Here is a 13,064-nt window from a genome sequence, read left to right on the forward strand (position 1 = left end):
CTTAATCTTTATATGTCACAGCTTTTTGCAGACGCGCAAAACAGAGATCAAGCAACATACCAATCACGCCGATCATCAAGACTGCCACCAAAATATTGGCGATCGATAAGTTATTCCACTCATTCCAAACGAAATAACCGATCCCCGTCCCCCCCACTAGCATCTCAGCGGCCACAATCACCAGCCATGCAATACCAATCGATATCCGCATACCCGTCATGATGGTGGGCGCCGCTGCTGGCAAAATGACGAAAAATGCTTTTCGTAAAGGACTCACTTCGAGCGTGCGTGAGACATCGATCCACTCCTTGCGCACAGAGGCCACACCAAAGGCCGTGTTAATCAGCATTGGCCAAATTGAGCAGATAAAAATCACGAACACAGCCGACACATTCGAGTCCTTGAGCGTAAAGAGCGCGAGAGGCATCCAGGCCAACGGCGAAATGGGCTTGAGAATCTGGATGAAAGGATCGAGTGCTTGAAAAAACAACCGAGACATTCCAATCAAAAAACCCAGAGGTACCGCAACAAGCGCCGCGAGTCCAAAGCCAAGCGCCACACGAGACACTGACCATGCAAGTTGAATGCCAATGCCCTTATCGTTGGCGCCTCTGTCGTAAAAAGGATCGGACAAGTGTTCAACCAGCTTGGCGCCCACATCGAGCGGACCAGGGAAGGTAGACTTTTGACCCGTCGCGGCGGCGGCTCCAACAAGCTTGGCATACTCCTCATCTACGACTTGAGCACCTTGCGTTGGCATGGTGGCGATTTGCCAAAACAAGAGGAAAATCGCCAATACCAGCACCGACAACACCAAAGCTCTCGTACGTTCGTGACGTATCATTTCTATACCCTCTTGATCGCAAAGCTATTGAGGTATTCGCGGGGTTTGCTGGCGTCAAATACTTTGCCCATCACAATGATTTTCTTGCTCCCTGGCGCAGGCACTGCCAGACCCGCCTGCTCCATTGCACGGCGCGCATCGGTCGCTAAAAATACGTCTTGTGCAATTTTTTGATAATCGACCTCTCCCTTGACTTGGCCCCAACGCTGCATTTGCGTCATGATCCAGACAGCGAAAGACTCCCAGGGCATTGGATCAAAACCGATGCGATCCGGTACTTTTTTCACATTACCCAAGCCGTCAGCATACGTGCCGGTCAAGACCTGTTCGACGACAGTTAAGGGCTGATTCAGATAATTAGGGGTATGAATCGCTGCGGCAATTTCCTTACGATTTTCAGCTTTTTGGGCATACGCTGTCGCCTCAACAATCGCACGCAACAAAGCGCTATAGGTATTTGGGTTCGCCGTCATAAATTCTTTGCTCGCAGCAAAGGCGCAACAAGGATGACCGTCCCAAAGCTCTTTAGACAAGATGTGAATAAAGCCAACGCCATCAAAAACCGCACGCTGATTCACAGGATCTGGTGCTAAAAAGCCATCGATGTTATCCGCACGCAAATTTGCGACCATTTCTGGCGGCGGCACCACGCGAATCTGCACATCGCGATCGGGATCAATACCGTTTTCCGCCAAGTAATAACGCAGCAAATAGTTATGCATCGAATAATCAAATGGCACCGCGAATTTAAAGCCTTTCCAGTCCTTGGGATTGCGCTTGTCCTTATGCCTCATCGCAAGCGTAATCGCTTGTCCGTTAATATTTTCAATCGCAGGAACGGTATAAGGCGTGGGCGTTGCACCTGCGCCCATTGAAATCGCAAGTGGCATTGGCGAAAGCATGTGCGCCGCATCGTATTCTTTGTTGAGCGCTTTATCACGCACAACTGCCCAACCGGCTGTTTTAACCACCTCAACATTCAACCCCTGCTTTTTATAAAAGCCCATGGGATCTGCCATGATGATGGGGGTCGCGCACGTGATCGGGATAAAGCCGACTTTCAAATTCGTTTTTTCTAATTTCCCACCTTGAGCAAAGGCCTCTTTCGCAAAAGCCAGAGGAAAGATCGAAGAAATCGCAGCAAGTGCAGTCGGCGCACCCACGGCTTGCAAAAATCGACGGCGCATGTCGTCTTGAGGAAATATCGCACGCATGACAGCTTGCTCAACGACCCGGTCACCCAATGCCTCGGAAGAGCGATCACGCATTTCACTCGACGCAGAGTGACTCGCCTCATGCTCTGCGGCTGAAGCATGTTGACCGCAAGAACAACGCAAGCGAAGCTTTGAATCAAATGGATTAGAGAAGATCGACATAATGAGCACCCCTGTGTAGAAACTCGGTACAGGGACTCAAGCAAGATGCGTGCCAAGCACTCACGCTCTTAAAAAAGAGCGCTTTCGCGCAACATTGACTCAATGACTCGTTGCCCTGGCACCAGGACAGTGCGCAGGCCCGACACAAGGCAAGGTGAAGCACCGCAATGGCGCTAAAACGCCAATCTAGTGCTGAAACATGGGATCGGGTTCACTCAATCAGTCTTTCAGAGTTAACAAAACAGGCTGATGATCAGATACCTGTGTCAATTGATCGACGATCAACGCTTGCACCCGAGTTGAAAGAGTCGGGCTTAAGAAAAAGAAATCACACCCCACCGGCTCAGGCCCGTACGTGCGATCAAAAATTCTAAACGTTGCAGGATAAGGCTTTGAGGAATCCAAAACACTCCAAGCATTGATAAAGCGCCCCACTTCGCTAGGCGCTGTCATCGTCGCGTGCTCAACACTCGAAGATTCAAAGTTAAAGTCCCCACATAGGACTGCGTCCATGGTGTGGGGCTTGGCCTGATATGGACTACCTGCGATGACTTCAGGGGGATGCGATGCCAGCGCGCAGGCATCGAGATGAATTGCACGACAGGCACTCACCTGAGCGAGGCGCGCAGTCGCGTTGTAGTACTCAAGATGAGAGGTCATCACGCGCACGGGACCCCATGCAGCTTGCACGGTACACACCAAGCATATCCGTCGCATACTCGGCGTATTTGTCTCACCCATGTGAACAGGATCAGGCAATAAAATCTGCTCCACCAAGCGAACAGGCAGCCTGGAGGCAATGAGATTGCCAAATTGCTGACGATAAGTCCCGCAGGCGGATAACTCATCGACTGCGGCACCAAAGAACACTTCATAACCTGGCATCAACGCACGCACTCGCGCCACTTGATCTGCAGGCGTTTCACCCGTCAGTGCGTTGTAATTGACGCTGACCTCCTGCAGGCACAGCACATCAAAGTCTCCAATTTCACGTGCTTTTTCCAAAACACGCTCGATATCGACCACTCCGTCAAGCCCCTTAAACCACTGGACGTTCCATGTTAGGATTTTCATTTAATACCCGCCCGCATAAAAGATTGGACAAACTGGCGCTGGAAAATTAAAAATCCCAACAAAAGTGGCGCAGAGGTCAGCAAAGTTGCCGCAGTAATGATGGACCAGTCGATTCCCTGATCGGTAGAAGAAAACACCTGCAAACCTACAGTCAGAGGACGTGACTCGACGGAGTTGCTCACCACCAATGGCCAGAGGAAATTATTCCAGTGATAGCTGACGGATACGAGTGCAAATGCGAGATAGGTCGGTTTAGCCAAAGGTATATAAACATGGCGTAGCACCTGCAGTGCAGTGGCCCCCTCCATCTGAGCGGCCTCAATCAACTCTTTAGGAATTGTCTTGAACGTCTGACGCAGTAAAAAAATTGCAAAGGCTGAGGCAAAGTATGGCAATCCAATACCAAACAACGTATCAACCAACCCTAGCTGAGAGAGCGTCTGGTAATTTCTCACGATCAAGATTTCAGGCATCACCATGAGCTGAACAAGCATCAGCGAAAAAAGAATATTTTTTCCAAAAAACTCATACCGAGCAAAAGCATACGCTGCGAGGGTGCACAACACTAACTGAATCAACAAGATCAGCGTGACAAGCAAGGTCGTATTTAAAAAATATCGCGCAAAAGGTGCTGCCTCCCAAGCAGCAACAAAATTATGAAGGGTCAACGGTGCGTCCCAGATTAATTTAGTCGCAAACTCTGAAGGATGAAATGCGGCCCAACACGCATAAAGCAACGGCGAAATCCAACAGATTGCCAGTATCCATGCCCCCATCGTCGAGAGGAAACCGGCAGGCTGCCCCAGCGCAGTCGTTGTCTGTCGGCTTTGTATAGCGGGTGAAGTCATTGCGTTCATCTGTAATGCGCCCGACGATCAAGTAAGAAAAACTGCAGCAACCCCACCACCGCAAGAATCAGTAGCAGCACTGCAGTCAGTGCAGATGCGTAACCACGATCCCAAAAACTAAATCCTACCTCGTACAAGTAAAACAACAATAATGAGGTCGCATTATCCGGACCACCCTTAGTCATCACGATAATATGGTCGACCATTCGAAACGCATTGATCAAAGCATTAACCAAGACAAAGATTGTGGTGGGCATCAATAACGGCCACTGTATTCTGCGAAAGAAATACCACCGACTCGCCCCTTCGATTTGAGCAGCCTCTTGGTAGCTTGGGCTCAAGGTCTGCAAAGCAGCCAAATAGAAAATCATAAAAAATCCGGCTTCCTTCCAGATGGCGACAACAATCACTGAACCAAGTGCTAACTGCGGATCTCCGAGCCAATTTTGACTGGCAAAGCCAAACAGTCCCAGGACTTGATTGATCAATCCATATCCGGGCGTATAAAAAAATATCCAAATATTCGCCACGGCAATCATGGGTAATATCGTAGGTAGAAAAAATGACAAGCGTAAAAACTGACGTCCGGCAATTTTTTCATTGACCCATAACGCCATTGCAATCGAAAGCCCCATCGACACAGGAATGGTGGCCATTGCAAACCAAAGATTGTTGAATAAAGACTTCCAAAAATTAGGATCCTCCATCATCACCTGGTAGTTTTCGATTCCCACAAAAACTGCCGCTCGCCCCGCACGCGGTGTCGACATCAGACTATCGATCAAGGTCCCGATTGCTGGGTAATGCGTAAAGCCCACCAAAAAAACGAAGGCAGGCAATAACAATAAATACGCGTGAATGTGACGTGAGGAAATAGTCATATTTAAAATTTTGCTGAGGCGGCTCAGGCGATCATCGTGCGCACATGATGATCGCCCCCCTTTTTTTATTACTTATATTTACGCAGCAAACGATCTGCTTCAGCCTGAGCGTCCTTAAGTGCTTGTGCAGGCGTTTTGGCTCCGGTCAATGCCGCTTGCAAGCCATCGTTCAGTGCTTTAGTCACCCGCTGATTGTCGTGAGTCGACAACTCAGCGACGGCAAACGGCAGTTGATCACGCGCCACCAGCGCAGGTGGAAACTCAGCAGCATATTTTTTCAATGCTGGTGTTTCATAGGCTGCAGGAGAAACTGCCACATAGCCAGTGTCAATACTCCACTGAGCGGCACGCTCTGGCTGTGTGAGCCATTTCGCAAACTTGTAAGCGCCCTCTTGCTCAGCAGACGAGGCTTTGGAAAAAATAAAGAAATTTCCACCACCAGTAGGCGAACCACGGCGCTTGCCTTCAGGCAACATGGCTACACCGAAGTCAAACTTTGCATTGCTACGGATGTTGGTCAAATTCCCTGTCGTCGTCCAGATCATAGCGGCTTTCTTTTCCATAAAGTCGCGGGGAGTCGTGCCCCACTGCACCACACCGGGTGGATGGATACCGTATTTTTTGGACAGATCGACCCAATATTGCAAAGCTTCTACAGCCTTAGGATCGTCATACTTGACCTGATTGCCTGATGCATTTGCAAGGATCGCATCGTTCTGTGTGCTGAAGCCCTGAAATAACCAGTAGGGGAAGCCACTTGAAGGCACCTGAATGCCCCATTGCGTGACATTTCCACTGGCATCTTTTTTAGTGAGCTTTTGTCCCATGCTGATCGTTTCAGCCCAGTTTTTAGGCGGGGTATTTGGGTCTAAACCCGCTTCTTTGAACAGCTCTTTATTCCAATACAAGACAACTGTAGAACGCTGAAACGGAATACCCCAAGTCTTGTTGTCGAACTGACCATTTAAAAGAAAAGCTGGGAAAAAGCTTTTCATCCAAGCGCGGTCTTCATCTGTTTTAACAAACTTGTCGATCGGCGTGATGGCGCCTTCATCGGCAAGCGTAAAGGTATCCGTTGACAACAAAATCGCCGCGGTAGGCGGCTTGCCTGCCTTGTGCGCCGTCAAGGCTTTGACAATGGTCTCCTGATAGGTGCCAGAGTAAACAGGCGTGACTTTATAGTCAGGATAGGCTTTGTTGAAATCTGTTGCATACTGATCAATGATCTTTGTGATCGGCCCGCCTACAGCGATTGGAAAATAAAACGACACCTCGGTTTTGCTGAATGCAGTCGCACTCAGACAAACACCTGCAGCCACCAACGCTGCGCGACTCAAGAGTTTATTCATGCACTTCTCCTTAACGGTTTAAGTAATCGGTTTAATTAAGCGGTTTAATTGATACGCAGACCATTTTGATCAAACCAATGCAGGCTTGACGGCTCCCAACCCAACGCAATCTCACCCTGCACCTCACGCGCATGCTTACCTTCGGCGCGAACGACCAATACCTGGGTACTAACTGCCACGTGCAGCATCAGATCTGCGCCTGTAAAGTCGGTTCTAAGCAATGGCAAGCGATGCGCACCACCCAAGCGCACATCCTCTGGCCGAAGTCCCACGCGCACTGCGCCTGCAGGTGCTTCTAAAATAATATTCGTGCCGGCAATGCGTGAGCCCTCTAGTTCCAGCACATTCATTCTCGCACTCCCAATAAACTGCGCGGCAAAGAGTGTGCGAGGCTGTTGATAGATTTCGGTGGGCGTCGCCACCTGCTCAACGCGCCCCCCTTTGAGCAAAATCACACGATCCGCCATGCTCATCGCTTCTGTCTGATCATGCGTCACGTAGACAACAGACAAGCCCAGCTTGCGCTGCAAAGCACGCAGTTCGTGGCGCATTTCTTGGCGAAGCTGTGCGTCCAAATTCGACAAAGGCTCATCCATCAGACAAAGTTGACTATCTGCCACCAATGCACGCGCGAGCGCCACACGCTGTTGTTGACCACCTGACAGCTCGCCAGGCTTTCGGTCGGAAAGCTGCGACAAGCTCAAAAGATCGAGTGTTTTACGCAAACGCTCATTGATCTCTGCCCTTGGCACGCGCCTGACCTTTAAGCCAAACACTACATTTTCAGCAACCGACAGATGAGGAAACAAGGCATAGTTCTGAAATACCATCGATACGCCCCGCTGAGCAGGCTGCGTATGGGTCACGTCACGGCCAAAGATATGGATCCGTCCTGACGTGGGCATCTCCAGTCCAGCAATCAAACGCAAGGTTGTGGTCTTGCCACAACCAGAAGGTCCGAGCAATACAGAAAACTGCCCTTGCTCGAGTTGCAAGTCCGTCGGGTGAAGCGCAGCTGTGGCGCCCCAGCTTTTACCGGCCTGATCAAATTGCACAGCGTTCATATCTTAGGGAACTCGCTTATTTGTTTTTTTGTTTGTCTCTCACATTAACTTAACTTTATTTAAGTTCGATGACAACCTATCCTTTTCAAACAACGCCTGTCTTTTGTAAAAGGGTGATAAATTGAAAAATGGATCACCCTAGGTCACACAGAATGTCCTCTTATCAAGTACGACCACCCAACAAAACAGCTCCCACGCTTCGCATTTGGGATCTGCCTACCCGCCTCTTTCATTGGCTGCTCGCTGTAAGCATTACCGGTGCACTCATCACGATCAATCTCGGCGGTGGGTGGATGGAATGGCATGTCAGATTCGGCATTGCGAGCTTTGTGTTGCTACTCTTTCGTGTGGTGTGGGGCCTGATTGGTCCGCGCTATGCCCGTTTTAGCCAGTTCGTCACGACCCCTGCCAAAACAATCGCTTATCTTCGTCGCGACGCTGGCTCTCGACACGCGGGCCATAACCCCCTCGGCGCATGGTCCGTTTTGGCGATGTTATTTTTATTTTTATTTCAAAGCTCGACAGGTCTTTTTGCCAACGACGACGTGATGACTCAAGGACCTCTGGCACAGTTTGTCAGTAATGACACCGTCGCATTACTCACCCGCATACATAGTTTTAGCGAATATTTGCTGTATGCCATCCTCGCTCTCCATTTGGGCGCGATCGCCTTTTATAGCCTACGAGGTGAGGCGTTAATTCAGCCGATGGTGACCGGTGATGTGCCTAAACACACACTCCCCTCAGGCACCCAAAGCGCCCGTGATGACTGGCGTGTCAGACTCGGCGCGCTCGTCTTGGCACTCGCGCTTGGCGCCTTGGCCTGGTGGCTCTGGGATCTTGCTTTTAATGCCCCCATGAGTTTTAGCTGAGAGACCTCACTCAATTGCTCACTTTTAGTGAATAATGCTGCACCACTAAATATAAAAAATGACTTGGGGAACAACAACATGCCTATCCTAAACAACGGTGACTGCAAGATATATTGGCGCGGTGATGGGGATACCCAACTGCCTGCGTTGGTGCTGGGTAACTCGCTTGGAACAGACCTGACGCTGTGGGATCCCATGCTCGAAGAGCTGATGCGCCATTTTTACGTCGTGCGCTTTGACGCACGCGGACATGGCGGGTCTGAGGCGCCTCCCGGGCCATACTCGATCAACCAGCTGGCCGACGATGCCCAAGCCGTCATCGCGGCTGCTCGCCTCTCCAATTACCACTACTGGGGGATTTCTTTGGGCGGCATGGTCGGGATGGAGCTCGCTGCACGACGGGCAACAGGTCTTAAAAAGCTTGTACTGAGCCATACAGCAGCGGAGTTTGACCCCGGCATCTGGGACCAACGCATCGCAGCATTAAAAAACGGTGGCATGGCGGCAATTATTGACGGCGTGATTGGCCGTTTCTTTACGCCTGACTTTGTTGCTAAAAACAATGTCAACCTCAAACGCATTCGCAACATTGCTCTTTCTCAAGCACCCCAGGGCTACGCGGCCTGCTGCGGTGCCATTCGAGATATGGATCTTTACCCGCGCCTGGAGCGCATCCAAGTTCCAACGCTCGTCGTCGTAGGAGATTTTGATCTCTCGACACCACAAGCCCGTGGCCAAGCCTTGGTGGATCGCATCAAAGACGCGCGCATGGTTCAAGTCAAAAGTGCGCACATCGCACCGCCAGAAGTTCCAACAGAATACCTGGCGGCGGTATTGCCCTTTATTTCTTGACGCGATAGGAGTCGTGGCACGCCTTACAGCTCGCGCCCACGTCTCCAAAAGCTGCACGCAGCTTATCTAAATCACCTGCATCGGCTGCAGCCGAGAGTTTGACCACTGCGCCTTCAAATTTGGTCTGTGCGGCTTTAAAGCCTGCCGCATCGGACCAGACCTCTGCCTTGGCTGAACTATTGCCTTGTGTGCCTGCTCCGAAAGCGCTCCAAGGCAACGTCGACAAGGTTTGTACCAATGCGACGTTGGCCTTGATAGCAGCCGCATCATAGGGAACTTGTCCCTTGATCGTTGGCTGCATCCGTCCAAACTGAGACGCCAAGACCACGAGGGCGGACTGACGATATTTGATCGCATCCTCAGGCTTTGCAAACTGGGCGCTTGCCGTAGACATCCACAATGGAGACTACAAAGCACCAGATACCAACAGAATCGAAAGCTTTTTCATGGTCGTACTCCTTTTAGAGATTAATCAGTTCACTATACCGTCTTTGCGAGGTCTTGCGCCAAACCAATATAGCTACGCGGTGTCATGGCGAGCATGCGTGCGCGTACCTCTGCCGGTAGATCCAGGCCACTAATAAACTCTCTTAAAGCCTGCTCGGTGATGCCCTTACCACGCGTCAACGCTTTGAGTTGCTCATAAGGCTGAGGCAAACCATAGCGACGCATCACCGTCTGGATGGGCTCAGCAAGCACTTCCCAGCTACTGTCAATATCCGCATCAATCGCGGCGGCATTGACCTCTAGCTTGCCTAAACCACGCAAACACGCATCATAGGCAACCAAACAGTAACCAAGTGCCACGCCCAAGTTACGCAGGACAGTCGAGTCAGTCAGATCACGCTGCCAGCGGGAAATAGGTAATTTTTCGGATAAATGACGCAATACGGCATTGGCCAGTCCGAGATTGCCTTCGGCATTTTCAAAATCAATCGGATTGACCTTGTGTGGCATGGTTGACGAACCAACCTCACCGTCCTTAAGGCGCTGTTTGAAATAACCTAGAGCGATATAACCCCAGATGTCGCGATTTAAGTCGATCAAAATAGTATTGGCGCGCGCAATCGCATCAAACAGACCCGCCATCCAGTCATGCGGTTCAATCTGGATCGTATGTGGGTTTTGCTTGAGACCAAGCTCCTTGAGTACTCCCGCACTAAAAGCAGGCCAATTCAACTCTGGATACGCAGACAAATGCGCGTTGTAGTTACCTGTGGCGCCGTTCATTTTTGCGAGAGGTACGACCGCCTGAATATGCGTAATCGCGTCACGCAACCGTGCCGCCACGTTGGCGAACTCTTTACCGAGGGTCGTGGGTGTGGCCGGTTGACCGTGCGTACGTGCCAACATAGGCTGTGCAGCCTGCGACTGAGCCATTTGCTGAAGCGAAACCAACACCTTTTGCAACTGGGGTACGACAACCTGCTCGCGTGCGCGACCTAGCATCAGAGCATGAGAAGTGTTGTTGATATCCTCAGACGTACAGGCGAAATGGATAAACTCACCTGCTTTTTCAAGCTCTGGCGAACCTGCGACCTTTTCTTTGAGCCAATACTCGACCGCTTTTACATCATGGTTGGTCGTACGCTCAATCTGCTTGATCCGATCTGCATCCGCCTCAGAAAAGTTTGTCACTAAACCGCGTAACAACTGAGTCGCTGCGGGTGAAAAAGCAGGAAGTTCGGACAAACCTGCTTGAGACAAACCAATCAGCCAGGCAATTTCAACCTCAACACGATGCGCCATAAAGCCCGCTTCGGAAAGTAAGGGTCTGAGCGCATCGCAACGCGAGGCATAACGGCCGTCCAAAGGGGAAACGGCATTTAATACAGTCAAAGCAGGATTTGTTTGCATAGGAGAGAAAGCTGACAAAAAAACGACAAAATGGATTGGATTGAGTTTATCACCCCCGTTTCAAGAGTAATAACTCCCTTTCTATCGCTTATCAGGGTATGGTAACGAAGTACTGATTAGTACGCCCATTAGCTTGCGGAGCTAAGAACCGCTTGCCTCAGATCTTAAGAGTTGATTAGCAAAACTAATACAATTTGAGCATTGTTGTAAATTAAGCATTGTCGTAAAGTCAAAAAGCACATGAAACTCATCGCATCACTCACCAGTCCCTATGTCCGCAAAGTCCGAATCGTGATGGCTGAGAAAAAACTCGACTATCAGATGCAAATAGAGAATGTCTGGGCCGCTGACACGGTGATGCAAGAGTTCAACCCTCTAGGCAAGGTTCCCTGCCTCATTACCGAAGATGACAACCGACTGTTCGATTCGCGCGTCATTGCCGAGTATGTCGATACCTTATCCCCAGTCAGCCAGCTCATTCCAAAAACCGGTCGTGATCGCGCGGCTGCAAAATGCTGGGAAGCCTTGGCTGACGGCACATTAGACGCAGCTATCACCATCGTCAAAGAATTGCAGCGGCCCGCAGCGCAACAAAGCCAAGAATGGATTGACCGCCAATACGGCAAAATTCATGCTGCCATCAAAGCCATGGAAGCTGACTTAGGTACAAAAAGCTTTTGTATGGGCGTGAACTTTAGCCTTGCAGATGTAGCGGTAGGCTGCGTGCTGGGATATCTGGATTTTCGTTTTCCACACATTGATTGGCGCGCAGAGTCGCACAATCTAGATCGACTCTATACCAAACTTAGCCAGCGCCAGAGTTTCCTGGACACTGAGCCGCCTAAGCAATAATCCCTCCCCCTAGACATATGTCCCCGTCATATAAAACGGCGGACTGACCGGGAGTTACGGCCCATTGAGGCTGTTCAAAACTCATTCCAAAGCCGCTCGCCTCCGACTCTGGCAATAGCGTACACACGGAGTCCTGCTGGCGGTACCTCGTCTTTGCTGCATATTGACCGGCTCCGGGGGCATGACCACTCACCCAGCTCACCTGATCCGCGGACAGTTGCTGAGAGAGTAACCACGGATGATCGTGACCTTCCACAACATAGAGCGTATTGGTCGTCATGTCCTTGCGCGCCACATACCAGACCGGCCCCGTACCGTCTGCGTGCTGATGGCCTTTGACGCCGCCAATCCCAAGTCCTTTGCGCTGACCCAAGGTATAGAAAGAAAGCCCATGATGCTCCCCTACTTTTTTACCTGTTTCCGTCAAAATCGGTCCTGGCTGGGTGGGCAAGTAGCGGTTTAAAAACTCTCTGAAGGGACGTTCGCCAATAAAACAGATCCCGGTCGAGTCTTTCTTGGTGGCATTGGGCAAGCCAAGCTCAAGCGCAATGCGCCGAACCTCGGTTTTATTGATCTCCCCCAAAGGAAACAAGGTATGCGACAACTGGGCCTGATTGAGACGGTGCAGAAAATAGCTCTGATCTTTGGTGTGGTCGAGTGCTTTGAGTAACTCAAAACGATCACCTGCCTGACGCACACGCGCATAATGACCGGTCGCAATATGGTCTGCCCCAAGCGTCATTGCATGATCAAGAAAAGCTTTAAATTTAATTTCAGCGTTGCAAAGCACATCCGGGTTGGGTGTCCGGCCTGCCGAATACTCTCGCAAGAAATCTGCAAACACACGGTCTTTATATTCGGCGGCAAAATTAACCGCTTCGATATCCACACCCACGACATCCGCGACGCTTGCTGCATCTAGCCAATCTTGACGCGTCGAGCAGTACTCAGAGTCATCATCATCTTCCCAGTTCTTCATAAACAGGCCAATGACCTCGTAACCCTGCTCTTTTAGCAGCCAAGCGGTGACCGATGAGTCAACGCCACCTGACATGCCCACTACCACACGCTTTTTGGATGTATTCATATTATTCAAATTGTAGTCGCTCTCAGGCAACAACCGGAGTGCATACAGCTTCTGCAACAGTCAAATCTCGAGTATTAAGCCCCGCAGGTGGTGTATAACCTAGGGATT

Annotated in this window: 13 protein-coding genes; 3 read left to right on the plus strand and 10 right to left on the minus strand. The window is 50.5% G+C overall.

The genetic code is table 11. The features are described 5' to 3' along the window. Position 1: 1 nt before the first annotated feature. From ntrB to WBJ47_RS02965, 7 genes are all read right to left on the minus strand, one after another. Positions 2-844: a nitrate ABC transporter permease gene (ntrB, locus tag WBJ47_RS02935; RefSeq protein WP_422243267.1), complete on the minus strand. Its 843-nt coding sequence runs from the start codon at positions 842-844 to the stop codon at positions 2-4. Positions 845-846: 2 nt separating this feature from the next. After that, the gene (locus WBJ47_RS02940; protein ID WP_422243268.1) at positions 847-2,220 is read right to left on the minus strand and encodes a CmpA/NrtA family ABC transporter substrate-binding protein; all 1,374 of its coding nucleotides are present in this window, start codon (positions 2,218-2,220) and stop codon (positions 847-849) included. Positions 2,221-2,439: 219 nt separating this feature from the next. Continuing rightward, positions 2,440-3,294, minus strand: a complete 855-nt coding sequence (locus WBJ47_RS02945; protein ID WP_422243269.1) for an endonuclease/exonuclease/phosphatase family protein — start codon at positions 3,292-3,294, stop codon at positions 2,440-2,442. After that, on the minus strand, positions 3,291-4,070 hold the full coding sequence (locus WBJ47_RS02950; RefSeq protein ID WP_422243281.1) for a carbohydrate ABC transporter permease: 780 nt from the start codon (positions 4,068-4,070) through the stop codon (positions 3,291-3,293). Before WBJ47_RS02950 ends, WBJ47_RS02945 begins: the two co-directional genes overlap by 4 nt. Before the next feature lie 77 nt (positions 4,071-4,147). Then, a complete protein-coding gene (locus tag WBJ47_RS02955) occupies positions 4,148-5,023 on the minus strand; it encodes a carbohydrate ABC transporter permease (RefSeq protein WP_422243270.1) in 876 nt (291 codons plus the stop codon). A 68-nt stretch (positions 5,024-5,091) separates the two neighbouring features. Then, the gene (locus WBJ47_RS02960; protein ID WP_422243271.1) at positions 5,092-6,372 is read right to left on the minus strand and encodes an ABC transporter substrate-binding protein; all 1,281 of its coding nucleotides are present in this window, start codon (positions 6,370-6,372) and stop codon (positions 5,092-5,094) included. 44 nt (positions 6,373-6,416) lie between these two features. Then, on the minus strand, positions 6,417-7,436 hold the full coding sequence (locus WBJ47_RS02965; protein ID WP_422243272.1) for an ABC transporter ATP-binding protein: 1,020 nt from the start codon (positions 7,434-7,436) through the stop codon (positions 6,417-6,419). Positions 7,437-7,588: 152 nt separating this feature from the next. On the opposite strand from WBJ47_RS02965, the gene WBJ47_RS02970 reads away from it, so the two are divergent. Both WBJ47_RS02970 and pcaD read left to right on the plus strand, forming a co-directional pair. Further along, positions 7,589-8,308 (plus strand): cytochrome b/b6 domain-containing protein, encoded by a 720-nt coding sequence (locus WBJ47_RS02970; RefSeq protein ID WP_422243273.1) that lies wholly within the window; start codon positions 7,589-7,591, stop codon positions 8,306-8,308. Positions 8,309-8,386: 78 nt separating this feature from the next. Further along, positions 8,387-9,160: a 3-oxoadipate enol-lactonase gene (pcaD, locus tag WBJ47_RS02975; protein WP_422243274.1), complete on the plus strand. Its 774-nt coding sequence runs from the start codon at positions 8,387-8,389 to the stop codon at positions 9,158-9,160. On the opposite strand, the gene WBJ47_RS02980 is transcribed toward pcaD, so the two are convergent. Then, on the minus strand, positions 9,150-9,554 hold the full coding sequence (locus tag WBJ47_RS02980; RefSeq protein ID WP_422243275.1) for a c-type cytochrome: 405 nt from the start codon (positions 9,552-9,554) through the stop codon (positions 9,150-9,152). The genes pcaD and WBJ47_RS02980 overlap by 11 nt on opposite strands. An 86-nt stretch (positions 9,555-9,640) precedes the next feature. Next, on the minus strand, positions 9,641-11,017 hold the full coding sequence (gene purB / locus WBJ47_RS02985) for an adenylosuccinate lyase (RefSeq protein ID WP_422243276.1): 1,377 nt from the start codon (positions 11,015-11,017) through the stop codon (positions 9,641-9,643). A 240-nt stretch (positions 11,018-11,257) separates the two neighbouring features. Here purB and WBJ47_RS02990 point away from each other — a divergent pair, with 240 nt between their 5' ends. Then, on the plus strand, positions 11,258-11,869 hold the full coding sequence (locus WBJ47_RS02990) for a glutathione S-transferase (protein WP_422243277.1): 612 nt from the start codon (positions 11,258-11,260) through the stop codon (positions 11,867-11,869). On the opposite strand, the gene mnmA is transcribed toward WBJ47_RS02990, so the two are convergent. Beyond that, positions 11,859-12,956, minus strand: coding sequence for a tRNA 2-thiouridine(34) synthase MnmA (gene mnmA, locus WBJ47_RS02995; RefSeq protein WP_422243278.1), 1,098 nt, complete (start codon positions 12,954-12,956; stop codon positions 11,859-11,861). The genes WBJ47_RS02990 and mnmA overlap by 11 nt on opposite strands. Positions 12,957-13,064: the final 108 nt, after the last annotated feature.

Source organism: Zwartia sp. (assembly GCF_049655405.1).
GTDB lineage: Bacteria > Pseudomonadota > Gammaproteobacteria > Burkholderiales > Burkholderiaceae_B > Zwartia.